20 protein-coding genes, 1 pseudogene and 2 riboswitches are annotated in these 23,865 nt (G+C 72.2%); of the genes and pseudogenes, 4 read left to right on the top strand and 17 right to left on the bottom strand.

Going from position 1 to position 23,865, the window contains the following annotated elements; all coding sequences use genetic code 11:
* The first annotated feature begins 96 nt into the window (after positions 1–96).
* A complete protein-coding gene (locus tag ACWZJV_RS06695; protein WP_196873266.1) occupies positions 97–453 on the top strand; it encodes a (2Fe-2S) ferredoxin domain-containing protein in 357 nt (118 codons plus the stop codon).
* Here ACWZJV_RS06695 and ACWZJV_RS06700 read toward each other — a convergent pair.
* Genes ACWZJV_RS06700 through ACWZJV_RS06715 form a run of 4 tightly spaced genes read right to left on the bottom strand, consistent with a single transcriptional unit; the run spans position 441 to position 6,680 of the window.
* Entirely contained in the window at positions 441–1,367 is a 927-nt protein-coding gene (locus ACWZJV_RS06700; protein WP_196873265.1) for a cobalamin biosynthesis protein, read from the bottom strand. The genes ACWZJV_RS06695 and ACWZJV_RS06700 overlap by 13 nt on opposite strands.
* Positions 1,364–3,955, bottom strand: a complete 2,592-nt coding sequence (locus tag ACWZJV_RS06705) for a cobyrinate a,c-diamide synthase (RefSeq protein WP_457180681.1) — start codon at positions 3,953–3,955, stop codon at positions 1,364–1,366. Before ACWZJV_RS06705 ends, ACWZJV_RS06700 begins: the two co-directional genes overlap by 4 nt.
* Positions 3,949–4,563: a cob(I)yrinic acid a,c-diamide adenosyltransferase gene (cobO, locus tag ACWZJV_RS06710; protein WP_008362312.1), complete on the bottom strand. Its 615-nt coding sequence runs from the start codon at positions 4,561–4,563 to the stop codon at positions 3,949–3,951. The genes ACWZJV_RS06705 and cobO overlap by 7 nt, the downstream gene beginning before the upstream one ends.
* Positions 4,563–6,680, bottom strand: coding sequence for a VWA domain-containing protein (locus ACWZJV_RS06715; RefSeq protein ID WP_457180682.1), 2,118 nt, complete (start codon positions 6,678–6,680; stop codon positions 4,563–4,565). The genes cobO and ACWZJV_RS06715 overlap by 1 nt, the downstream gene beginning before the upstream one ends.
* Positions 6,681–6,704: 24 nt before the next feature.
* Positions 6,705–6,838, bottom strand: a riboswitch (cobalamin riboswitch).
* A gap of 68 nt (positions 6,839–6,906) precedes the next feature.
* Here ACWZJV_RS06715 and cbiE point away from each other — a divergent pair.
* Both cbiE and ACWZJV_RS06725 read left to right on the top strand, forming a co-directional pair.
* The gene (cbiE, locus tag ACWZJV_RS06720; protein WP_457180683.1) at positions 6,907–8,124 is read left to right on the top strand and encodes a precorrin-6y C5,15-methyltransferase (decarboxylating) subunit CbiE; all 1,218 of its coding nucleotides are present in this window, start codon (positions 6,907–6,909) and stop codon (positions 8,122–8,124) included.
* Between the two features lie 51 nt (positions 8,125–8,175).
* Positions 8,176–9,423, top strand: a complete 1,248-nt coding sequence (locus ACWZJV_RS06725; protein ID WP_457180684.1) for an IS30 family transposase — start codon at positions 8,176–8,178, stop codon at positions 9,421–9,423.
* 71 nt (positions 9,424–9,494) lie between these two features.
* Here the strand turns inward: ACWZJV_RS06725 and ACWZJV_RS06730 are convergent, their stop codons facing one another.
* The 6 genes and pseudogenes from ACWZJV_RS06730 to ACWZJV_RS06755 all read right to left on the bottom strand — a co-directional run.
* On the bottom strand, positions 9,495–10,130 hold the full coding sequence (locus tag ACWZJV_RS06730; RefSeq protein ID WP_457180685.1) for an HAD family hydrolase: 636 nt from the start codon (positions 10,128–10,130) through the stop codon (positions 9,495–9,497).
* 17 nt (positions 10,131–10,147) lie between these two features.
* Complete coding sequence (gene bluB, locus ACWZJV_RS06735) at positions 10,148–10,765, bottom strand: 5,6-dimethylbenzimidazole synthase (protein ID WP_457180686.1); 618 nt, start codon at positions 10,763–10,765, stop codon at positions 10,148–10,150.
* The gene (cobM, locus tag ACWZJV_RS06740; RefSeq protein WP_457180687.1) at positions 10,765–11,562 is read right to left on the bottom strand and encodes a precorrin-4 C(11)-methyltransferase; all 798 of its coding nucleotides are present in this window, start codon (positions 11,560–11,562) and stop codon (positions 10,765–10,767) included. The genes bluB and cobM overlap by 1 nt, the downstream gene beginning before the upstream one ends.
* Complete coding sequence (gene cobJ, locus ACWZJV_RS06745) at positions 11,559–13,124, bottom strand: precorrin-3B C(17)-methyltransferase (RefSeq protein WP_457180688.1); 1,566 nt, start codon at positions 13,122–13,124, stop codon at positions 11,559–11,561. The genes cobM and cobJ overlap by 4 nt, the downstream gene beginning before the upstream one ends.
* Entirely contained in the window at positions 13,121–13,729 is a 609-nt protein-coding gene (locus tag ACWZJV_RS06750) for a precorrin-8X methylmutase (protein WP_457181937.1), read from the bottom strand. The genes cobJ and ACWZJV_RS06750 overlap by 4 nt, the downstream gene beginning before the upstream one ends.
* A gap of 687 nt (positions 13,730–14,416) precedes the next feature.
* Positions 14,417–14,608: pseudogene (locus ACWZJV_RS06755) on the bottom strand (nitrite reductase); the annotation flags it as partial.
* A gap of 55 nt (positions 14,609–14,663) precedes the next feature.
* A riboswitch (cobalamin riboswitch) is annotated at positions 14,664–14,867 on the bottom strand.
* A gap of 104 nt (positions 14,868–14,971) precedes the next feature.
* On the opposite strand from ACWZJV_RS06755, the gene ACWZJV_RS06760 reads away from it, so the two are divergent.
* Positions 14,972–16,138, top strand: a complete 1,167-nt coding sequence (locus ACWZJV_RS06760; RefSeq protein ID WP_457180689.1) for an ABC transporter substrate-binding protein — start codon at positions 14,972–14,974, stop codon at positions 16,136–16,138.
* A gap of 16 nt (positions 16,139–16,154) precedes the next feature.
* On the opposite strand, the gene ACWZJV_RS06765 is transcribed toward ACWZJV_RS06760, so the two are convergent.
* The 7 genes from ACWZJV_RS06765 to ACWZJV_RS06795 form a co-directional block, all read right to left on the bottom strand.
* Positions 16,155–17,681: a tripartite tricarboxylate transporter permease gene (locus ACWZJV_RS06765; protein ID WP_457180690.1), complete on the bottom strand. Its 1,527-nt coding sequence runs from the start codon at positions 17,679–17,681 to the stop codon at positions 16,155–16,157.
* On the bottom strand, positions 17,674–18,201 hold the full coding sequence (locus ACWZJV_RS06770; protein WP_457180691.1) for a tripartite tricarboxylate transporter TctB family protein: 528 nt from the start codon (positions 18,199–18,201) through the stop codon (positions 17,674–17,676). Before ACWZJV_RS06770 ends, ACWZJV_RS06765 begins: the two co-directional genes overlap by 8 nt.
* Complete coding sequence (locus ACWZJV_RS06775; protein WP_196873253.1) at positions 18,198–19,205, bottom strand: Bug family tripartite tricarboxylate transporter substrate binding protein; 1,008 nt, start codon at positions 19,203–19,205, stop codon at positions 18,198–18,200. Before ACWZJV_RS06775 ends, ACWZJV_RS06770 begins: the two co-directional genes overlap by 4 nt.
* A 138-nt stretch (positions 19,206–19,343) precedes the next feature.
* On the bottom strand, positions 19,344–20,168 hold the full coding sequence (locus tag ACWZJV_RS06780; RefSeq protein WP_457180692.1) for an ion transporter: 825 nt from the start codon (positions 20,166–20,168) through the stop codon (positions 19,344–19,346).
* Between the two features lie 51 nt (positions 20,169–20,219).
* On the bottom strand, positions 20,220–21,011 hold the full coding sequence (locus tag ACWZJV_RS06785) for a sulfite exporter TauE/SafE family protein (protein ID WP_457180693.1): 792 nt from the start codon (positions 21,009–21,011) through the stop codon (positions 20,220–20,222).
* On the bottom strand, positions 21,001–22,329 hold the full coding sequence (locus ACWZJV_RS06790) for an enolase C-terminal domain-like protein (RefSeq protein ID WP_457180694.1): 1,329 nt from the start codon (positions 22,327–22,329) through the stop codon (positions 21,001–21,003). The genes ACWZJV_RS06785 and ACWZJV_RS06790 overlap by 11 nt, the downstream gene beginning before the upstream one ends.
* On the bottom strand, positions 22,326–23,819 hold the full coding sequence (locus ACWZJV_RS06795) for an aldehyde dehydrogenase (NADP(+)) (protein WP_457180695.1): 1,494 nt from the start codon (positions 23,817–23,819) through the stop codon (positions 22,326–22,328). Before ACWZJV_RS06795 ends, ACWZJV_RS06790 begins: the two co-directional genes overlap by 4 nt.
* Between the last annotated feature and the right edge of the window lie 46 nt (positions 23,820–23,865).

Consider the following 23,865-nt stretch of genomic DNA (forward strand, 5'->3'; position numbering starts at 1 on the left):
CACCACCGACGCCATCGACGACCTGAGCTGGGACGACTGGAGCGACGCCGCTGTCTGTGCCATCGAGAACGGCCCGGACTGCGAGGCCTGCGAAGGATGAGCGCCCCCGCCGGGCGGCCGACGCTGACGGTCTGCCGCGGCTGCTGCTGCGGGACCGAGCGGAAGTCGCCCGGGGTGGACCACGCCGCCGTGCTCAGCACGCTGAACGCGGCGGCCGGGGAGTCGGCGACCGTACGTGTCGCCGACTGCCTCGGCCCGTGCGAACGGGCCGACGTCGTGGTCGTCGGCCCCTCACCCGAGGGGCGGCAGCGTGGGGCGAAGCCCGTCTGGGTCGCCCGGGCCGGCTCGGAGCGGGTCGCCGACGCGCTGGCCGAGTGGACCCGCGCTGGCGGGCCGGGCGTCGCCGACGCACCGCCGGCGGTCATGGCCCGAGCGTTCCGTCACGGGCGCTGAGCGACCGCCGCGTACGCCGCCGCGACCAGGGCCGCGCCGATGCCGACCCTGCGGGCCAGGGTGGTGGCGCCGACGACGTCCGCGGGGGTGGCGGCGCGGCCGTCACCCATGACCGCGCGGTGCTCGACCCGGTTGCCGTAGTAGCGGTTCGTGCCGCCGAGGCGGATGTCGAGGGCACCGGCGAAGGACGCCTCGACGACACCCGCGTTCGGGCTCGGGTGCTGCGCTGCGTCGCGGCGCCAGGCCTGCCAGGCCTGCGTCGCCCGTGACGGCGCGGCGGCCAGGGTGAGCAGGCCGGAGAGTCGTGAGCCGGGGAGGTTGAGCAGGTCGTCGAGGCGGGCGCTGGCCCAGCCGAAGCGCTCGTAGCGGTCGTTGTGGTGGCCGACCATCGCGTCCAGGGTGTTGGCGGCGCGGTAGCCGAGAAGGCCGGGTACGCCCGCGAGCGCACCCCACACCAGCGGCGCGACCACCGCGTCGGAGGTGTTCTCCGCGACGCTCTCGACCACCGCGCGGGAGACCTCGGACGCATCGAGCTCGGCGGTGTCGCGGCCGACGAGGTGGGTCAGCCGCTGCCGCGCGGCGGGCAGGTCACCCGTGTCGAGGTGTGCGTGGACCGCCAGTGCCTCGCGTTCCAGCGAGCGGCCGCCCAGGACAGCCCAGGTGGCGGCGGCGGTGACCAACATCTTCCCGGCCCGGCCGGGAGCGAGGCGCTCGGCGGCGGCGCCGAGGACGACCGCTCCCCCGACCAGCGTCGCGGTGTGGAGGACTCCTCGGGCACGATCGTCCGCGTAGCACGTCTGCTCCGCCTTCATCGCGACCGTGCCGAAGCCGGCGACCGGGTGGTAGCGCCGGGGATCGCCGAGCAGGCGATCCAGCGCGAAGCCGGCCAGCAGCCCGATCGCCCGTGGGCTCACCGGTCTCCCCCGGTCCGCCGCAGGGCGGTCAGGAGCTGGTCGGTGGGCTCCTCGGGGCGCACCGCGATCCGCACCCAGGCCGGGCCGAGCCCGGGGAAGGTGTCGGCGCGGCGTACGGCGATGCCCTGCTCACGTAGGGCCTCCCGGACCCCGGCGCCGGGGCGGGCCAGGACGAAGGAGGCGGTCGAGGGGACGTACTCGATCTGCTGCTCGCGCAGGCCCGCCTCGAGGTGGTCGCGCCAGGTGGCGATGCGTTCGGCGCGCTCGAGGGCCTCGGCGCTCGCGCGCTCGGTCGCGCAGGCGAGCATCGCGGCGGCGGCGGTGGCCGAGACGGACCACGGGGTGCGTACGGCCTCGAGGTCGCCGATCGCGGTGGCGTCGCCGACGACGTAGCCCGCGCGGACCCCCGGGATCGACCAGTGCTTCGTCAGGCTCCGGATCACCAGCAGGCCCTCGGCCCGCTCCGCGGCGAGGGTCTCGGGCTCGCCGGGGACCGCGTCCATGAACGCCTCGTCGACCACGACCAGGCGGCCGGCGCGGAGGAGGGCGCGGAGGGTGGTGGCGGGGTGGAGCACGCCGGTGGGGTTGGTCGGGTTCCCGACGACGACCAGGTCCGCATCGCCCGGCACGGCCGCCGGGTCGAGGACGAACCCGTCCTCGGCACGGAGGCGCACCTCGGTCACCGTGTGGCCGGCCTGCTCGAGCGCCGCGTGGGGCTCGGTGAATTGCGGATGCACGACGACGGGCTTCCGCCAGTTCCTGGCCCGGGCGACCAGCGTGAACGCCTCGGCCGCACCGGCCGTCGGGAGCACCTCGGTGCGCTCACGACCGTGGTGCTTGGCCAGCGCCGCGCGCGCCGGCTCCTCGTCGGGGTAGGCGATGGGGGCCAGCGAGTCGTGGAGCGCCTGGTCCAGCCACTCCGGGCGCGGGTCCGGGTAGACGTTCACCGCGAAGTCGAGCAGCCCGACGCCCACCTCGACATCCCCGTGATGCCGCAACGGGTCGGCCACCTCGCTGGTCGAGCCGCCGGAGCTGCGGGGCGGAGGCGTGTCGAGACCAACACGGTCCCCGGTCGCGCTCGATTCGACCGTGTTGGTGTCGACACGCTCGCTGGCGCTCGCGGCTCGACCGACGGATTCGGCGAAGCGGCGGGCAAGGTGTGGATGGCCGGCCCAATGCACGTGGAGGTACGACGCGTGGACGGTGTCGCTGCTGAAGCCTGTCGGCATCCCGTCGACGGTCCACGCCGCCTGGGTGCCGGCCGGGGGCGTGGTCGTGGTGCGGTGGAACTCGTGGCCGGTGACCTGCTCGCCGGCGCGGGTGAGGAAGGAGTCGGAGACGGCGGTGGCGACCGGGTAGCGCAGGGTCAGGCGCTCGCTCATCGCCGCCCGGGCGGGGATGGCGCCGGCCATCGGGACCTCGTCGAGCGACTCGGCCAGGTAGAGGAGTCCGGCGCACTCGGCGACGGTCGGGATCCCGGCCTCGACGGCGGCCCTCAGGTCGCGGAGCAGGCTCGTGTTGGCCGCCAGCTCGGCGGCGTACATCTCCGGGAACCCGCCACCGAGATAGATCCCCCTCGTGCCCTCGGGAAGCGCAGGATCGGTGAGCGGGTCGAAAGTGCGTACGTCGCAGCCCGCCGCCTCCAGGAGCTCCTCGGTCTCGGGGTAGCGGAACGTGAACGCCCTGCCGCCGGCTACGGCCACCACCGGGCGGTCACTCTGGCCCTCGACCGTGTTGGTCTCGACACGCCTCCGCCTAGCGGCTCCGGCGGCTCGACCAGCGGTTGCGTCGTCGGTCGAGCCGGATTCGTGAGGTACGAGCGAATCCGTGTCGAGACCAACACGGTCATCTCCGCGCAACTCCTGCAGGGGATCCCAAGGAGCATCATCGAGGTCCGGCGCCGACCGGGCGACGTCCAGGAGCGCCCCGAGGTCGAGGTGGGCGGCGACCTGCTCCCCCAGGCGCTCGATCAGCGCGACCGACTCGTCGCGCTCGGCGACCGGGACGAGGCCCAGGTGACGCGACGGGGAGGCGAGCGACTCGTCCCGCGGGAGCATGCCGAGCACCGGCAGACCGACCTGCTCCAGCGCTCGCCGGATCTCCTCGGCGTTGCGCCCGGGAGAGCAGCGGTTGAGCACGACTCCCCCGATGCGTACGGACGGGTCGAAGGCCGCCATCCCGGCGGCGATCGCGGCAGCGGAGCGGGACATCCGGGCGACGTCGAGGACCAGGACGACCGGCGAGGAGGTCAGTGCGGCGACGTGCGCGGTGGAGGCGAAGCCGTCGGTGCCGAGGCGGCCGTCGTAGAGGCCCATGACGCCCTCGATGACCGCCACCTCGGCCCCGGCGGCACCGTGGAGCAGCAGCGGCACCACCCGTTCGACGCCGACCAGGTGCGGGTCGAGGTTGCGGCCCGGGCGTCCGGTCGCGAGCGCGTGGTAGCCGGGGTCGATGTAGTCCGGGCCGACCTTGTGACCGCTCACGACGGTCCCGGAGGCACGCAGCGCCGCCATCAGCCCGGTCGCGATCGTCGTCTTCCCCGAACCCGTCGAGGGAGCCGCGACCACCAGCCGGGGCAGGGTCACCATTCGATACCCTTCTGGCCCTTCTGCCCGGCGTCCATGGGGTGCTTGATCTTGGTCATCTCGGTGACCAGGTCCGCGACCTCGAGCACGGCGGGATCGGCGTCACGGCCGGTGATGACGACGTGCTGGCGCCCCGGCCGCTCGGCGAGCACCGAGGCCACCTCGGCGGCGTCGACCCAGCCCCACTTGATCGGGTAGGTGAACTCGTCGAGGACGAGCAGGTCGTAGCGCTCGTCGGCCAGGCACCGCTTGATCTCGGCCCAGCCCTCGGCGGCGGCCGCGGCGTGGTCCTCGGCGTCCCCCTGCTTGCGGCTCCAGGACCAGCCGGAGCCCATCTTGTGCCAGTCGACCGGTCCGCCCTCGCCGGTCTCCTCGTGCAGCTTGCCGAGGCGCTCGAGCACGGTCTGCTCGCCGATGCGCCACTTGGCCGACTTGACGAACTGGAAGACCCCGATCCGCCAGCCCTGGTTCCACCCGCGCAGCGCGAGGCCGAACGCGGCGGTCGACTTCCCCTTGCCGGGACCGGTGTGGACCATCACCAGCGGCCGGTTGCGGCGCTGGCGGGTGGTGAGCCCGTCGTCGGGTACGTTCAGCGGCTGTCCCTTCGGCATCAGGCAGCGCCCCTTCCCATGGTCGATCCGGTGAACCCGTGGACGGCCGACGTCAGAGCCTCGGCGCTCACCTCGGCGACGGGGACGTGCTCGGCGCCCAGGTGCTCGGCCAGCTGACGCGCCAGCCCGAGCCGCATCGGTCCGCTCTCGGAGTCGATGACGACGGTGGTGACGCCCAGGCCGGCGACGTACGCGGCGGCCTGCTGCGAGCGGCGGACGGCGTCCTTGCCGTGGGTCTGCGCAGTCTTTCGGGACGAGTTGGCGCGACCGTCGGTGACGACCACCAGCAGCGGCCGCAGATCGGGGTCACGCAGGTGCTCGCGCTGCAGCACGCGGGCGGCCTCGAGGAGACCTTCGGCCAGCGGCGTACGTCCTCCGGCGGGCACCTCGTCGAGACGGGCGGCTGCGAGGTCGACCGACCCGGTCGGCGGCAGCACCAGCTCGGCGCCCTCGCCGCGGAAGGTGATCATCCCGACCTTGTCGCGGCGCCGGTAGGCGTCGAGGAGCAGCGAGAGGACCGCAGCCTTCACCTGCGCCATCCGCTTGCGCGCGGCCATGGACCCGGACGCGTCCACGCAGAAGAGCACCAGGTTGGCCTCGCGACCCTCACGGACCGCGGTGCGGAGGTCCTCGATCCGCAGCTCGACCTTCGCGGACGTACGTTGGCGGGCGGCCTGCTTGCCCGCGGCCGCCTTGAGCGTCTCGACGAGGTGGAGCGAGCCGCGGACGCTGGTGTTCGCGCCGATCCGGCGGCCGCTGCTGCCGATCGCCTTGCTCCGGCCGCCGGTGCGGCCGGTGCCCAGGCCGGTGACGGTCAGGAGGCGGGGGCGGTAGGCCGGGGCGGCGGCGGTGACGGACTCGCCTGCGACGCCGGAAGGAGATTGGGCCTGGTCGGGTGCGTCATCGGCTGTGTTGGTCTCGACACCGCTCGCTTCGCTCGCGGGCTCGACCGACGGGGGTTCCGCGTCGGTCGAACCGTCCTCCGCGTCGGTCGAGCCGCCGGAGCCGCTAGGCGGAGGCGTGTCGAGACCAACAGAGTCTTCGCTGTCCGAGCCATCCGAAGGCCCACCCTCCGGGGGCTCCGGCGGCAGCTCCTCGTCGCCGAGGATGCGGTCGAGCAGGTCCTCGTCGAGCCCCGGAGCGTCGAAGGGGTTGCGACGGCGGCGGTGCGGAAGGGCCAGGAGTGCGGCCCGGCGGATGTCTTCGCGGGTGACCTCGGAGCGCCCGGCCCAGGCCGCGTGGGCGACCGCGGTGCGGGCGGTGACGATGTCGGCGCGCAGCCCGTCGACCTCGAAGGCCGCGCAGACCTCGGCGATCTTGAGCAGCCCCGGTGCGGTGAGCCGGACCTTCCCGACCAGCGCACGGGCGGCGGAGACCCGGGCGGTCAGGTCACGCTCGGCGGCCACATAGCGCTCGACGAACGCGGGAGCGTCCAGGTCGAAGGCCATCCGGCGGCGTACGACCTCCGCCCGGAGGGCGGGATCGCGAGGAGCGGCGACCTCGACGGTGAGCCCGAAGCGGTCCAGCAGCTGCGGGCGCAGCTCACCCTCCTCGGGGTTCATGGTGCCGATCAGCACGAACCGGGCGGCGTGCTCGACCGAGACCCCGTCGCGCTCGACCGAGACCCGGCCCATCGCGGCCGCGTCCAGGAGCAGGTCGACCAGGTGGTCGTGGAGCAGGTTGACCTCGTCGACGTAGAGCAGGCCGCGGTGGGCCCGGGCGAGCAGCCCCGGCTCGAACTCGACCGCACCGCGCGACAGCGCGCTCTCCAGATGGAGGGAGCCGACGACCCGGTCCTCGGTGGCACCGACCGGGAGCTCGACCAGCCGCACCGGCCGGCTCTCCACGACCGCGGCAGACCCGAACGGCCCGTCCGGCGACTCCGCGGACGGGTCGGCGGGATCGATCGAGAACCGGTCCCCCGCATAGACCGAGATCGAGGGCAGCACGGCCGCCAGGCCGCGTACGGCCGTCGACTTCGCGGTCCCCTTCTCGCCACGGACCAGGACCCCGCCGATCTCCGGGGAGATCGTGGTGAGCACGAGCGCGAGGCCCATGTCGTCGAGGTCGTCCGCCTGACAGCCGAGGACGGCAGAAAATGGATAGTGCACCGGCATGAGAGGCTCCCGCTCCCTATCGCGTTGGATGGATGGACGCGGGGCCGGTCTTCGGACTTGCCGAGTCCCCCGTGTGGGGCTCGGTTCACCGCAGCGGGCCTGTGCCGGAATCTCACCGGCTTCCCAGATTCTCCCGTCCCACCGTCCTCACCAGCTCTCCTCTCGAGCCGATGACTGGGCAGTCGGGGCACCTCGCGCCTGTGCGGTCACTGTAGCGTCTGGCCTCATGATCGTCGTGGTGGGCATCGGTGCCGGGGGTTGGGACGAGATCCCCGTACGTCACCAGCAGCTGATCCAGGACGCCGCGACCCTCCTCGGCGGCAAGCGTCATCTCGACCTCGTCCCCGACGTCCCCGGCCAGCGGCGCGAGCCCTGGCCCTCGCCGCTGCGCGAGGGGCTCCCGGCCCTGCTCGAGTCGCTGCCGGCGGACGTCCCCGTGGTCGCGCTGGCCTCGGGCGACCCGCTGGTCTCCGGCATCGGCACGACCCTGATCGACCTGCTCGGAGCAGCGAACGTACGCATCGAGCCGACCGTCTCCTCCGTCGCCCTCGCCCGCGCCCGGATGGGCTGGCCGGCCGAGTCGTGCGTGGCCGTGAGTCTGGTCGGCCGCGACGCGTCGCTGGTCGCCCGTGAGCTCGCCCCCGGCCGCCGGATCCTGGCCCTCTCCTCCGACGGGTCGACCCCGGCCGATCTCGCGAACCTGCTGGTCACGAGCGGGTTCGGCGCGTCGACGATGACCGTCCTGGGCGAGCTTGGCGCCGAGACCGAGAGCGCACGAACGGGGACGGCCTCGACCTGGGCGGGCGAGTCACCGCGGCTCAACATCGTCGCGATCGAGTGCGTCGGCGCGCCCTCTCTCGGCTGGGCTGCGGGCCTGCCGGACGACGTCTTCGAGAACGACGGCCAGCTGACCAAGCGCGATCTGCGCGCCTCGGCCCTGGCCCGACTGGCACCCACTCCGGGGGCGCACCTGTGGGACGTCGGCGCCGGCGCCGGCTCGGTCGGGATCGAGTGGATGCGGGCCCACCCCTCCTGCACCACGACGGCCATCGAGGCCAGCCCCGAGCGGGCCGCCAGGATCGCCCGCAACGCGGCCCGCCTCGGCGTACCCGGCCTCGCCGTCGTCGAGGGCCGCGCCCCCGACGCCCTGGCCGGCCTCCGCTCCCCCGACGCGATCTTCATCGGCGGCGGCGCGACCCGCCCCGGCGTCCTCGACACCTGCCTCGCCGCCCTCCGCCCCGGCGGTCGTCTCGTCGTCCACGGCGTCACGCTGGAGACCGAGCAGCTCCTGGCGCGACAGCATGCCGAGCTGGGCGGCGAGCTGACCCGGATCTCCGTGGAGTCCGTCGACACGATCGGCACCTTCCGCGGCTGGGCGCCCCAGCGCACGGTGGTGCAGTGGGCCTACAGCGCGCGCCCTTTACTAGACGATGACACCTTGTGAAGGCGGTGGACTCAACCGGTCGAAGCAACGCTGAGTTGAAGGAGCGTTGTGATGCCGACGGGGAAGCCCTTTTCACAGGAGTGTCGTTCTCGAGTCGTGGATCTGATCTGTGCGGGTATGTCGGCACGGCGGGCTGCTGATGTGGTCGGCGTGGCGAAACCGACCGCGGTGCTGTGGTGGCATCAGGCTTGCCCAGTGCCGATTCCACTTGAGCAGGGTGCGTTACGGGGTGGGCTGGGCACAGTGCTACAGAGTGACCCGAGTGTCCCCGGTACCGACCGTGCAGGCCGTCAGCGTCGTTGTTTGACCGCCCAGGATCGTGCGGTGATCGCTGCAGGACTGGCTGATCGGTGGTCGCAGGCCAAGATCGCTGCGGTGATCGGGCGGGATAGGTCGGTGGTGTGCCGCGAGGTCGCCCGCAACACCGGCCACGATGGTGTCTATCGCGGTGAGGTGGCTCATCGGGCAGCCCACCAGCGCCGCCGGCGTCCCAAGGAGTTCAAGCTGGCCGCGAACCCACGACTGTCTCGGCTGATCGAGACCTGGATGGACCAGGGCTGGTCACCCGGGTTGATCGCGGCGGTGCTGCGCACCGATCACCCCGGTGCCGATCCGGCTGCGAGGATGGGACGGGTGAGTCACGAGACGATCTACCGGGCCCTCTATGTTCAAACCCGCGGTCAGCTCCGAGCCGATCTACATCGATGCCTCTCTACTCGGCGCAAGGCCCGCAAACCTCGTGGCCGTTCCAGCCATGACCCCAGCAAGAACGCCTATGCCGAGGCATTCAAGATCAGTCAACGACCTGCCGAGGTCGCTGACCGAGCCGTTCCGGGGCGCTGGGAGGGCGACTTGATCCTCGGGAGCGGGAACGGCTCAGCGATCGGCACCTTGGTCGAACGCACCACCCGGTTCGTGATCCTGCTCCACCTGCCCGGTCGCCACGACGCCGAGACCGTTGCTGAAGCGATGATCCGCGAGATGGGCACGCTGCCCGATCACCTACGACGCTCGATCACCTGGGACCGTGGCCTTGAACTTGCCCGCTACCAGCACATCCAGGTCGAGCTCGGCACCACCATCTACTTCGCCGATCCACACTCCCCCTGGCAGCGAGGATCCAACGAGAACACCAACCGGCTCCTCAGACACTGGTTCGAGAAGAGCAGCGACCTCTCACGCCACACTCCCCAAGACCTCCAACGCATCGCCGACACCCTCAACCAACGCCCACGCCCTACCCTTGACCTACAGACGCCGGCCCAACGGCTGGCCCAGCTGCTGAACCCAGCAGCCTGACCAACCGTTGCTTCGACCGGTTGAGTCCACCGGCTTCACAAAGTGTCATCGTCTAGTAAAAGATCCGCAGATCATGCGAGGACGATGTGCTTCAGCTCTCCCAAGGTGTCGATCCGGTAAGTAGCCCGGGAGAAGTCCTGAGTGCCGGTGAAGTCGTTGTGTACGACCACGCAGTCGATCCCGGCCGCGACGGCCGAGCTGAGACCTCGGGACGAGTCCTCGACGACGAGCGCCTCCTCCTTGGCCGCCCCGAACCGCCTCAAGGCGGTCAGATAGGGCTCCGGGTGCGGTTTGGAATGCTCGTAGTCCTCGCGGACGAGGACGAAGTCCATGAACCCCCTGAGCTGACGGTGTTCGTGGATCACCTCGAAATCAGCGCGCTTCGCCGTCGTCACGATGGCCATCCGAACGTGCTTCGACAGCTCCGCCAGCACCTCGACGACACCCTCGATCTCGATCGCCTCGGTCCGCAGATACTCCTGGTAGTAGGCGTCGCGAACCTCCCGCAGCCTGTCGATGACCCGCTCGTCGACGCCGGCCGCTCGCGCCTGCTCCCAGGTCCCCAGACCCAGGCTCATGTCCCGGAGATACCGCTCCTGGTCCAACGTCACATCGATCGCAGCCAAGGCTCGCGCCCCGGCCCTGAAGTACCAGGGCTCGGTGTCCACCAGGACACCGTCATGGTCGAAGAGGATGTACTTCTTCACCCGCCGATTCTGACCGACTACCCGAACTTCTCCTCGTGGACCACGGTCGAGAGCGGTGAGCGGTGGCGCCAGCCGAAGCGCTCCAGGTCGGGGACGTCGGGGAGTTCGGCGACGGGTCCGACGCAGAGCCAGGCGACAGGGCGTACGCCCTCCGGCATCCCGACCAGGTCGCGCAGGAACTCCTCGCGGTAGAAGCTGACCCAGCCGACGCCGAGGCCCTCGGCGGTGGCGGCGAGCCAGAGGTTCTGGATGGCGCAGACGACCGAGTAGAGGCCGGCGTCGGCGATGGCGTGGCGGCCGAGGACGTTGGGGCCGCCGCGGCTCGGGTCGTAGCCGACCACGATGCCCAGGCCGGACTCGCGGATGCCCTCGATCTTGATCCGGGAGAAGGTCTCGGCCCGCTCGCCGGACAGGGTGGCGGCGAAGGTCTCCCGCTCGGTCGCGACGTGGGTGTGGAAGCGCTCGAGGCGGTCGGCGTCGCGTACGAGCACGAAGTCCCACGGCTGCGACATCCCCACGCTCGGCGCGGCGTGGGCGGCGGAGAGGACCCGATCCAGGACCTCGGGTGCGACCGGCTCGCCGGTGAACTCCGCGCGAGTGTCGCGGCGACGGTTGATGGCGTCGTAGAGGTCCATCAGGCACCTCCCGACCCGGTGGTCGAGCTGGTCGAGACCCGCGGGCGAGCCGCGTCGTAGAGGAACGACTCTCCGCCGTCGCGGGCCAGCGCGGGTCCGGCGAGGATGACGGCGGCCTGGCGCAGGCCCGCGTCCTCGACCGCGTCGGCGATCGTCGCGACCGTCCCGCGCAGCACCAGCTCGTCGGGCTGGCTGGCCCGGTAGACGACCACGACGGGGCACTCCGGGCCGTAGTACGGCAGCAGCTCGGCCATCAGCTCGCGGGTGCGCCGGATCGCCAGGTGGAGCACCAGGGTGGCCCCGGTGGCGGCGTACGCAGCCAGCGACTCCCCCTCCGGCATGGCCGTCGACCGGGCCTGGGTGCGGGTGAGGACGACCGACTGGGCCACCAGCGGCACGGTGAGCTCGCGGCCGACCAGCGCAGCGGCCGCCGCGTAGGCGGGCACACCGGGAGTCACGTCCCACGGCACCTCGGCGGCGTCGAGCCGCCGGGTCTGCTCCGCGACCGCCGAGTAGACGGACGGGTCGCCGGAGACGAGGCGCACGACCTGCCTGCCGGCACGTTGAGCGGCGACGATCGCACCGACGATCTCGTCCAGATCGAGCTTCTGGGTGTCGACCAGCTCGGCCTCGGGACTGCAGTGGGCCAGCACCTCGGGATCCAGATAGGTGCCCGGGTAGAGCACCACGTCGGCGGCCTCGAGCAGCCGCGTCGCACGCACGGTCAGCAGGTCCGCCGCGCCAGGACCGGCACCGACGAAGTGGACCGTCCGACCGGGCACCTGCTGGCCGGTCACTGGACGAACCTCGGCGTCCAGACCTGCCCGGCCGGGGTCACCCGGGTCGAGCTCGCCCCCACGATGACCAGGCACTTCATGTCTATGGAGTCCGGATCGAGCTCTCCGAGGGTGGTCACCGTCAGCGACTCCTCGGCCCGGCCGACGTCTCGCCCGACGATGACGACGGTGTCGGGTTTGCGCTGCTCGAGGAGTACGTCACGAGCCAGGCCGATCTGCTCGGTGCGCGAGCGCGACGCGGGGTTGTAGATGGCCAGCACCAGGTCGGCGGCGGCAACCGCACGCAGCCGTTCCTCGATGACCGACCACGGCTTGAGCCGGTCGGAGAGTGACATCACCGCGAAGTCGGCGCCGACGGGAGCGCCCGCACGCGCGGCCACCGCCTGGACGGCGCTGACGCCGGGCAGCACCCGGACACGTACGCCGGCATAGGCCGGGTCAGAGGCCGCCTCGAACACGGCGGAGGCCATCCCGAAGACACCGGCGTCGCCGCCGGAGACGACGGCGACCCGCTCGCCCGCGAGCGCCAGGTCCAGGGCGTGGCGGGCTCGGTCGACCTCGACGGTGTTGCCCGACGCGTGCCGCCGCAGCCCCTCACGCTGCGGCACCCGGTTGACGTACGGCGCATAGCCGACGACGTGGCCGACCTCGGCCAGCGCCGCGCTCACCTCGGGCGTCAGCCACCCGTCCGGCCCCGGCCCCAACCCGACGACGAGCACCTCCCCGGCCTCGGGGGCCTCGGACGTCTCGGACGCATCGACGGGCTCGGCCGCCGAAGACTCCTCCGCCGCAGACTGCCGCAGACGGCCTGCCGCGGCCGAAACAGGCGCCGTGTCCCCGGGCACCACGATCAGCGAGAAGTAGGGCACCGAGGACGGGTCCACATCGGCCACCGGCAGCCAGCGCTCCTCGGGCTGCGAGGCACGCTCGACGTACCAGGCACCCTCGAGCCGGCCGGCCGCGGCCAGCGCGGAGCGGACCGCCGGGAAGGTCCGGCCGAGCTTCATGATGATCGCGGCCTCGGTGTCGGCGAGACGCCGGGCGAGCTCGGGCTCGGGCAGGGTCCCGGGCAGCACGGTGAGGACGTCGGTCTGGCGCACCAGCGGCGTCGAGACGGCGGCGGTCGCGGCCGCGAAGGCCGGGACGCCCGGCACGACGGAGGTCTCGTAGACCTCCTTGAACCGGTCGTGGAGATACATCGAGGAGCCGTAGAAGAGCGGGTCGCCCTCGGCGAGCAGGACCACGTCACGGCCGGCGTCGAGGTGGGCGGAGAGCCGGACCGCGCAGGACTCGTAGAACTCGGCCATCGCCCCGACGTAGCCACCCGGGTGCGAGGTGGTGCCGGTGGTGACCGGGTAGCGCAGCTCCTCCTCGACCGCGTCGGCCGGGATCAGCGAGGAGGCGATCCGGCGGGCGTGGGACTGCTTGCGCACCCCGGCGTGGTAGGCGATCACCGGTGCCGCGCCGATCAGCCGGGCGGCCTTGAGGGTGATCAGCTCGGGATCGCCCGGGCCGATGCCGACGACGGTGAACCGTCCCAGAGCCTGCTGAGTGCTGCTCATTCCTGCTCCTGGGCGAGTGCGTTGAGTGCGGACGAGGTCATCGCAGAGCCGCCACGGCGACCACGGACGGTGACGTAGGGGATGTCGATCCCGTGGTCGTCGGCGAAGGAGGCGAGCGCCTCCTTGGACTCGGCGGCGCCGATGAAGCCGACCGGGCAGCCGACGATCGCGGCCGGCCGCGGACCGCCGTCGAGGATCGTCTCGAGCAGGTGGAAGAGCGCCGTCGGAGCGTTGCCGATGGCGACCACGGCGCCCTCGAGGTAGGGCTCCCACAGCGACAGCGCGGCCGCGGTGCGGGTCGTCCCCCAGGCCCGGGCCAGCGCCGGGACGCGGTCGTGGCCGAGCATGCAGAGCACCTCGTTGTCGCGCGGCAGCCGGCTGCGGGTGACCCCGGTGGCGACCATCGTCGCGTCGCACAGGATCGGCGCCCCGGCCTCGAGCGCACCACGCGCGGCCTTCACCAGACCGGGGTGGATGACCAGGTCGGAGGCGAGGTCGACCTGTCCGCTGCCGTGGATCATCCGCACCGCGAGCCGCTCGGCGTCGGCGGGCACCGCGGAGAGGTCGGCCTCGCGCCGGATGGTCGCGAAGGAGTCGACATAGATCGCCGGCCCCTGGTCGATGTAGTCGTAGCGCCGGGTCGGGCGCACCTGCGGCGCCGGCACGAGTACGCCGCGCCACGGCGTCACCACGACCGCCGGCGCCCGCTCCACCAGCGCCTCGACGGCAGCCCGGTCCAGGGCTCCGTCGGTGGCGGCGACATGCTCGCCCCCGGGCACCTCGCCGAACGCCAGCTCCGCGGCCGGCGCCGGCACCCGGTCGTCGGCCTCGACCGGCTCGACGAGCGGGCCGCCGAGCTCGGAGACGTGCCAGGCAGCCGACGGCCCCTCGCCGCGTACGTCCAGGAAGCGCGAGGCGAGCGCGACCAGCCGGGAGGCGGCCTCGGCGAGCGGCACGACCGGTCCCCACGAGTCGCCGACCCGCAGCTGACCCTCAGCGTCCGAGAGCGCCACCAGACCGAGGTCGCACTCCCGCGCGACCAGGTCGCCGCGACCGTCGTCGAGCACGAAGAGGAACCGCCCGGGCAGCGCCGCCAGCCGGGGCGAGGCGCACAGCAGCCGGTCCAGCGAGGCGGCCACGCCACGCAGGTCGGCCCGGCCGCCGGCGAGCCCGGTCTGCGGGGAGACCATCACGTTGCGTACGAGCTCGTGGGTCTGCGCCGGCACCAGACCGGTCGCCTTCAGCGCGGTGAGCACCTCGCTGGGCAGCGCACCGTCGACGGCGGGCAGGCCGCGTACCTGCAGGTTGGCACGGCCGGTGAGGTAGACACGGCCGTCGCCGTAGGTCTCGGCGACGGAGACCAAGGAGAGCAGCGAGGCCGACGAGACGGAGCCGCCGATCAGGCGCAGCCGCACCAGCAGGCCGTCGTCGGCCGGCCACGGACGGCCGACTCCTGGGCACCGGTCGGATCGGACTCGGGACATCGCCACACCTGCTCTGGTCAGGTGCCCTTCCGCGGGGCACGTGGTGACCTGGCGGCGGGCGCCGCCAGAGCCAGCAGGTCTTCGGACTCGGAATCGATCGGTGCGGGACGCCTTCCCGGAGCCAGGCTCCAGTGGCTGCCCCTCCCGGAGGAGGTGCGTGTACCGCCCGTCATCCTCACCGCTGCGCGTCAGTCCCGGACTCTCACCGGGTTCCCTGACCCCATCAGGCATGGAGTACGACTGGCAGGGCGAGACTACCCACTTGCGGACACGGCGCCGAATTGCTCGCCCTGCGGCGGTGGTCTGTGCCAGTGTTCGGCTACTCGGAACCTTCCACTCGACTTCGCACAGATGGAGTCCCCCGTGACCGGATCGGCTCGTCGGAAGCTGTTCGTTCTCGCGCCCGTCTCCGCGCTGGCGCTCGGTCTCGCCGCATGCGCCACGACGTCGGAGTCGAAGGTCGCGATCGGTCTCGTGGTCCCCACCTCCGGCGCCCACAAGTCGATCGGCACCGACATGTCCCGCGGCTTCCACCTCTACCTCGACCAGCACGGCGGCAAGCTCGGTGGCCGGCTGGTCGACGTCATCGAGGCCGACGAGGGCGAGCGGGTGAAGACCGGGGTCGCCGCGGTGACCAGGCTGATCGAGGACGAGGAGGTCCAGGCGGTCGTCGGGCTGGTGGGCTCGGAGACGGCGCTCGCGGCGAAGGACGTCGCGGAGGGCAGCGAGACACCGCTGATCGTCACCGGCGCCGGGGCCGACCAGTTCGCCGACGGCTCCGACTACCTGTGGCGTACGTCCGTGGCCAACGCAGACCTGGGCGGCGCGCTCGGGGAGGCGGTCGCGCAGGAGACCGAGCGGGGCGCGGCGTACGTCATCGCCTCCGACGACGCCGCCGGCCACGAGTCCTCCGACGGCTTCATGATCGCCTTGGAGGCCGAGGGCGGCGGCATCGCGGGACAGGGCTACACGCCGGCCGACGCGACCGAGGACTGGTCGAGCCTCTTCGCCAAGGTGAAGAAGTCGGGCGCGGACGCGATCTATGCCGCCTACGCCGGGAAGGAGGCCGAGGCGTTCGTGAAGCAGTACCGCGACTCCGGCCTGGCCCGGAGCACCCCGCTCTACGGTCCCGGCTTCCTCACCGAGGGCGACGTGCTGTCCACCCTGGGCGGCGACGCGACCGGGGTGCGGACGGTGCTGCACTACAGCGACGCGATGGACTCGCTGACGAACGCCGCCTTCGTGAAGGACTACCGCGAGAAGTACGACGCCACCCCGACGGCCTACTCGGTGCAGGCCTACGACGCCGCGGCCGCGCTCGACAAGGCGCTCGAGCTCTCCGACGACGTCAACCGCAACGAGATCGCGGACTCCCTGGGATCCGTCGGCACGATCGTCAGTCCCCGGGGGAACTGGACCTTCGACCCCAACCACAACCCCGACCAGCCCTACTTCCTGCGTGTGGTCAAGGGCACCGCCGACGGCCCCCGCAACGTCGTGCTGCAGAAGATCGCCCCAGCCGGAAGCTGAGGCGATCTGCTGCACCTCAGCGATCGGCCTCGATCAGCTCGTGCTCCAGGTCCTCCTCCTTGCGGCGGAGCACGATCGACCCGGCGAGCGCGAGCAGCAGCGCGACGTAGACGACGATCGCGAACGGCGACTGCACCAGCGTCAGCCAGTCCCCCTGGGCGATCTGCAGGGCCGAGCGCAGCTGCCGCTCGAAGATCGGCCCGAGGATCAGCCCGACCACCATCGGCGCCACCGGGTAGCCGTAGCGGCGCATGAAGAAGCCCAGGATGCCGAGCACGAGGAGCACGATGACGTCCTGCGGGCTGAAGTGCACCGCGAAGGCGCCCAGGGCCGCGAACAGCAGGATGCCGGCGTAGAGATAGTGCCGCGGGATCTGGAGGACCTTCACCCACAGCCCGACCAGCGGGAGGTTGAGCACCAGCAGCAGCACGTTGCCGATGTAGAGGCTCGCCACCAGCGGCCAGACCAGGTCGCCGTGGTCCTTGAACAGCAGCGGCCCGGGCTGGATGTTGTAGTGCTGCAGCGCCACCAGGATCACCGCGGCCGTGGCCGAGGTCGGGATGCCGAGGGTCAGCAGCGGCACGAGCACACCGGCCGCCGAGGCGTTGTTCGCCGCCTCGGGCCCGGCGACGCCCTCGATGGCACCGTGGCCGAACTCCTCCTTCGCCTTCCCCCGAGCGAGCTTGCGCTCGGCGGAGTACGACAGGAACGTGCCGACCTCGGCGCCACCGGCCGGCAGGGTGCCGATCGGGAAGCCGATCGCGGTGCCGCGCAGCCACGGCTTCCAGGAGCGCCGCCAGTCCTCACGCGTCATCCAGGTGCGCCAACCCCGGGTGACCGGGACGAGCTGCTGCGGTCCCCGGCGCAGCTGCGCGCCGACGTACAGCGCCTCGCCGACGGCGAAGAGCGCGACCGCGACGACCACGACGTCGATGCCGTCGCTGAGCACGGGTACGCCGAAGGTGAAGCGCATCTGGCCCGACATGCCGTCGACGCCCATGAGCCCGATGAACATCCCGACGCCGAGGGCGGCCAGCCCGCGGGAGACCGAGCGGCCCAGCAGCGCCCCGACCGTGGTGAAGGCGAGCACCATCAGGGCCACCTTCTCGACGGGACCGAGCTTGACCGCGAGGTCCGCGGCCAGGGGCGCCAGGAAGGTGAGCGCGACCGTGGCGAGCGTGCCGGCGACGAACGACCCGATGGCGGCGGTGGCGAGCGCCGCGGCGCCCTTGCCGCGCTTGGCCATCTTGTTGCCCTCGAGGGCGGTGATCATCGAGGACGCCTCGCCGGGCGTGTTGAGCAGGATCGAGGTCGTCGACCCGCCGTACATGCCGCCGTAGTAGATCCCGGCGAAGGTGATCAGCGCGGCCGTCGGGTCCAGGGCGTACGTCAGGGGCAGCAGCAGCGCGACGGTCATCGAGGGCCCGATGCCCGGCAGGACGCCGACCGCGGTGCCGAGGATGACGCCGATGAAGGCGAAGACCAGATACTCGGGGTGCGCGGCGGTGGCGAACCCCTCCAGGAGCAGCGTCAGGTTATCCATGGAGGAACGCCACCCCTTCCAGGAACGGGCCCGGCGGCAGCGAGACACCGAGACCACCGGCGAAGACGATCTGGATCGCGAACGCCATGACCAGGCCGATCAGCAGCGATCGCCACCAGGGGCGGGCGCCGAGGATGACCGCGCCCGCGGTGAACAGCGCGGCGCCGGCCAGCGGCCAGCCGACCAGGCCGATCAGGAGGGCGTGGCCCAGGACGGCCACGGCGAGTAGGCCGGCGGTGAGCCAGTCGGTGCTGCCGGAGAGGTCGACGTCCTCGCCGCCCTCGGCCTCGCCGCGCTCACCGCGTAGGACACGTGCCAGGGTGATGCCACCGGTCACGACCAGCAGGCCGCCGACCAGGTAGGGCATCGTCCGCGGGCCGATCGCGCCGGCGGCGGTGACCGGCTCGGCGATGCTTCCCGCACGGACCAGCGCGAACACACCGAGGGCGAGGATGCCCCCGGCCATGGCCGGCTCCCCGAAGGAGAGCCGGCCAGGCTGGGTGGGGGTCTGAGTGGTCACTGGACGAGACCGATCTCCTCGAGCGTGGTCTGTGCGGAGGTGACCTCCTCGTCGACGTACGTCTCGAACTCCTCGCCCGCCATGAACGCGTCGTCCCAGTCGTTGGTCTCGAGGACCTCGGCCCAGGCGTCGGACTCGGCCGCCTCGGTGACCAGGTCGGTCAGGGCCTCGCGCTCGGCGTCGTCGAGGTCGCCGGGGGCGACGATGCCACGCCAGTTGGTGAGCACCAGGTCGATGCCCGCGTCGGTGAGGGTGGGCACGTCCGGGAGCAGGCCGGAGGGCTCCTCGCCGGAGACGGCCAGCGCCCGGAGCTTGCCGGCCTTGATCTGCTCGGCGTACTCACCGACACCGGAGATGCCGGCGTCGACCTTGCCGCCGAGGAGCGCGGTCACCGACTCCGCGCCGCCGTCGAAGGGCACGTAGTTGAGGCTCTTCGCGATGTCACCCGAGGGCACACCGCTGGCCTTGAGCAGCTGGCCGGCGAGGATCTGGTCGGTGCCGCCCGCGGAGCCGCCGGCGATCGCGACGTCCTGCCCGTTGGCCTTGATGTCGTCGACCAGGTCGTTGATGGTCTGGTACTTCGAGTCGGCCGGTACGACGACGACCTCCTGCTCCTCGGTCAGCTTCGCGATCGGGGTGGTGTCGGAGAGCTTGGTGGCCGACTTGTTCGTCTCGATCGCACCGACCATGACCAGGCCCATCACCATCAGGGTGTTGGGGTCGGTCTCGTTGGCGAGCTGCGCCAGACCGACGGTGCCGCCGGCCCCCGGGACGTTGGACACCGAGGCGCTCTCGACGATCTTCTCGCCGGTCATCACCTCGGAGAGAGCCCGTGCGGTCTGGTCCCAGCCACCGCCCGGGTCGGCAGGGGCGACGATGTTCACCTTCGTCGGCGCTTCGCCGGCGGACGAGTCGGAGCTGTTGACCGAGCTGCAGGCGGCGAGCGAGGTGCCGGCCAGGGCTGTGGCGACGGCGATCGCGGCGGTACGGATGAGGGGGTTCATGGGATCTCCTTCGAAAGTGACGCTCGTCACTTCATGGCCGCGAAGTTATGGGCGGCGAGGAGATGCCAGGAAGCATCTGGACGTATTGGATCTTGTGGTCGTTGTGGTCACGGGCGATGGCCCGTGACCGACTGCGGGTCAGACCTCCGAGCGGGTGCTCTGCAGGTCGGCGCGGGTGGCGGCCAGCTCCTCGCGTACGGCGGTGAGGTCCTCACGCAGCGAGGTCAGCACAGCCATCATCTCGGCGTCGGACTCCTCCTCGTGCCGGGCGAGGCTCTCGACGCTCTCCATGCCGGAGACGACGACGGCGAGGAAGAGGTTGAGGACCGCGAAGGTCATCACCAGGATGAAGACGACGAAGAAGATCCACGCCGAGGGGTCCTCGGCCATCACCTCGCGGGCGATGTCGGGCCAGGCCTCGCCGGTCATGGTCTGGAAGAGCGTGAACGCGCTGGTGCCGAGGTCGCCGAAGTACTCCGGCGCGATCTCCCCGTAGAGGTTGGTCGAGATGACCACCGCGACGTACATCATCAGCCCCAGCAGCCCCGCGACCGCGCCCATCCCCGGCACCGCGTTGATCAGGCCGTCGACGACGCGACGCATCGACGGGACCGAGTTGACCAGGCGCAGCACCCGCAGGATCCGCAGCGCCCGCAGCACCGACATCGGGCCGGTGGCGGGCACCAGGGCGATCGCCACGATCGCGGTGTCGAAGATGTTCCACGGGTCGAGGAAGAACCTCGGGCCGTACGCCACCAGCCGCAGCACCAGCTCGACGACGAAGACGCCGAGCAGCACGCTGTCGAGCATCGCCAGCTCGTGGGCGAGGTGCTCGGGCACCATCGTCTCGACACCGAGGACCACCGCGTTGAGGATGATCACGCCGATGATGATCTTCTGGAACGTGTCGTTGTCTACCAGCGCACGCGCCCGGCCACGCGCTGCGGTGATGCTCGAACCCATGTTCGCTTCGTCCTTCTGTCGACCCGTGACAACGGCCGGAGCCTACCGGGGTCAGCTGGTGGCGAGGTGCACGGCCAGGCCCAGGCCGGCAAGGCCGACCAGCCAACGCAGCGGTCGCTCGGGGGCGACCCGGACGATCGCGGGCCCCAGGAAGCCGCCGAGCACGGCACCCACGCCGAGCGCGACCGCGGCGGGCCAGTCGACGGGGGCGAAGAAGACGTACGCGACCGCGGCGGTGCCGTTGGCGACGCCGGTCGCGACGTTCTTGACCGCGTTGGTGACGGCCAGGGCCTCGGTGCGCTCGAGGACGAGGACCGCGAGCGCGATGATGCCGACGCCGGCGCCGAAGTAGCCGCCGTAGATGCCGAGCACGAACACGGCCGCTCCCCAGGCGAGGCCGCGGGCGACCGTACGCCGCCCCTCGTGGCCGACCGGATCCTGCCGTGGCGTTCTCCTGGTGGCGAGCGCCGCGGCCCAGAGGCGGATCCGGTCGCGGAGCAGCAGCAGGATCGCGCCGCCGCCGACGAGCCAGGGCACGACCGCCTCGAACGCCTCGGCCGGCGTGGTGAGCAGCAGCGCCGCGCCGACCGCGCCGCCGAGGAAGGACGCCAGGGCCAGCCAGGCGATCCTCCTGCCCTGACCGCGCAGCTCGCGCCGTGAGCCGGCGACGGTGCCGCCGGTGACGCCGAACATGGCCACCGTGTTGGTGACGTTGGCGACCACCGGCGGCAGCCCCGCGGCCAGCAGGGAGGGGTAGCTGACCAGCGAGGCCAGACCGGCCACGGAGCCGGTCAGTCCCGCTCCGATGCCGGCGAGCAGGAGCCAGACGAGCTCAGCGGACAAGGCACGGGCGCTTGGGGTCGAAGGTCCACCCCGGCACCAGGTACTGCATGGCGACACCGTCGTTGCGTACGCCGAGCCCGTGCTCGAGGTAGAGCTCGTGCGCGGCCGCGACCCGGTCGCGGTCGAGCCGGATCCCGAGCCCCGGCGCGGTCGGCACCGCGATCGCGCCGTCGCGGATCTCCAGCGGCGACTCGGTCAGCCCCTGGCCGTCCTGCCAGATCCAGTGGGTGTCCAGGGCGGTGATCTCCCCCGGCGCGGCGGCACCGACGTGGGTGAACATGGCCAGCGAGACGTCGAAGTGGTTGTTGGAGTGGGAGCCCCAGGTCAGCCCGAACTCGTGGCACAGCTGCGCGACGCGGACGGAGCCCGACATGGTCCAGAAGTGCGGGTCCGCGAGCGGGATGTCGACGGCGTTGGTGCGGATCGCGTGGGACATCTGGCGCCAGTCGGTGGCGATCATGTTGGTCGCCGTACGCAGCCCGGTGGCGCGCTTGAACTCGGCCATGATCTCGCGCCCGGAGTAGCCGCCCTCGGCGCCGCAGGGGTCCTCGGCGTACGCGAGCACGTCGTCCGTGCCCTTCAGCAGCCGGACCGCGTCGGCGAGCAGCCAGCCGCCGTTGGGGTCGAGCGTGATCCGGGCGTCGGGGAAGCGCTCGTGGAGGGCGGTCACCGCGGCGACCTCCTCCTCACCGGCGAGGACGCCGCCCTTGAGCTTGAAGTCGGCGAAGCCGTAGCGGGCCTGGGCGGCCTCGGCGAGACGTACGACCGCCTCGGGGGTCAGCGCGACCTCTCGGCGGAGGCGGCCCCAGTCGTCGGCGGCGTCTTTCTCGCGCAGGTAGGGCAGGTCGGTCTTATCGGGGTCGCCGACGTAGAAGAGGTAGCCGAGCATCGGTACGGAGTCGCGCTGCTGGCCGTCGCCGAGCAGCTCGGCGACCGGCACTCCCTGGGCCTGACCTGCGAGATCGAGGAGCGCGGACTCCAGCGCGGTGACGGCGTGGACGGTCGTACGCAGGTCGAAGGTCTGGGCTCCGCGGCCGCCGGCGTCGCGGTCGGCGAAGGTGTCCGAGACCTGGCGCAGCAGGCTGCGGTAGCGGGTGACCGGCTGCCCCACGAGCAGCTCGGCGGCCTCCTCGATGGTGCGGCGGATCGGCTCGCCGCCCGGCACCTCGCCGACGCCCTCACGTCCCTCGGAGTCGGTGAGGATCGCGATGTTGCGGGTGAAGAAGGGCGCGTGCGCGCCGCTGAGGTTGAGCAGCATCGAGTCGTGGCCGGCGACCGGGACGACCTCGACCTTCGCGATGGTCGGGTTGGTGCTCATGGCAGCTGCAGCTCCCCGTCGATGCGGCGGGCGAGGTGCCACGGGTTGTCGTCGCGTACGGCTTCCGGGAGGAGCGCGGCGGGGACGTCCTGGTAGGCGACCGGGCGCTGGAAGCGCTCGATCGCGAGGCTGCCGACCGAGGTGGTGCGGGAGTCGGAGGTGGCCGGGAACGGGCCGCCGTGGACCATCGCGTGGCCGACCTCGACGCCGGTGGGCCAGCCGTTGAAGAGGATCCGGCCGGCCTTGAGCTCGAGGGCCTCGACTACCCGGGCGGCGGCATCCTGGTCGCTGTCGGTGGCGTGGACCGTCGCGGTGAGCTGGCCCTCGAGGGAGTCCAGGCTGGGGAGGAGGTCCTCGACGGTGTCGAAGCGGACCACGACGCCGGAGGCGCCGAAGACCTCGTCGGTCACGCCGGCCAGGCGGGCGGCCTCGACGATCTGGGGAGCGGGCGCGTCCGTGTCGCCCGCGGTGCCCTCGCCGACGACGGTGACGCCGTCGGTGGCACGGAGCTTCTCGATGCCTGCCTCGTAGGCCTGGGCGATCCCGGGGGTCAGCATGGTGCCGCCGACGGCCTCGGCGGTGGCTCGGCCGGCGGCGGCGAGGAAGGCGTCGCCCGCCTCGCCCCTCGGGAGGAAGAGCAGGCCGGGGTTGGTGCAGAACTGGCCGGAGCCGAGGGTCAGGGAGCCGACGTACGCCGTGGCGAGCGCGTCGACGTCACCATCGAGGGCGCCCGGGAGGACGACGACCGGGTTGATCGAGGACATCTCGGCGTAGACCGGGATCGGCTCGGGCCGGGCGGCCGCTGCCGCGGCGATCGCGAGCCCGCCACCGCGGGAGCCGGTGAAGCCGACGGCCTTGATCCGCGGGTCGACGACCAGGGCCTGGCCGAGCTCGATGCCGCCCTTGAAGTCGGTGTCGAGGAGGAAGGAGAAGGTGCCGGCGGGCAGGCCGGCCTTCTCGACCGCGCGGGTGATCGCCTGGGCGACCAGGTAGCCGGTGAGCGGGTGCGCCGGGTGGCCCTTGACGATCACCGGGCAGCCGGCCGCGAGCGCGGATGCGGTGTCGCCGCCGGCGGTGGAGAAGGCGAGCGGGAAGTTGCTGGCGCCGAACACCGCGACCGGGCCCAGCGGGATCTGGCGCTGCCGGATGTCGGCGCGCGGGAGCGGGGTCCGGTCCGGGAGGGCCGGGTCGATGCGTACGCCGAGGTGGTCGCCGCGGCGTACGACGCCGGCGAACATCCGGAGCTGGCCGGTGGTGCGGCCGACCTCGCCGCTGATCCGGCCCTCGGGCAGATGCGACTCGGCGACGGCGGCCTCGACGATCTCGGCGCGGGCCGCCTCGATCTCGGCGGCGACGGCGTCGAGGAAGTCCGCCCGGGCCTCGGGGGACGTGGCGCGGTAGCCGGCGAAGGCCTGCGCCGCGGCGCTGGTGGCGGCGGTGACGTCGGGCTGCTCGGAGTCGGCTCCGGCGATGATCGAGCGGTAGCTCATGGTCCCTTCCTATCGGGTCTGTCTCGGTGCAGTCTCGGGGCGGTCG

It is taken from the genome of Nocardioides sp. WG-D5 (genome assembly GCF_054031175.1).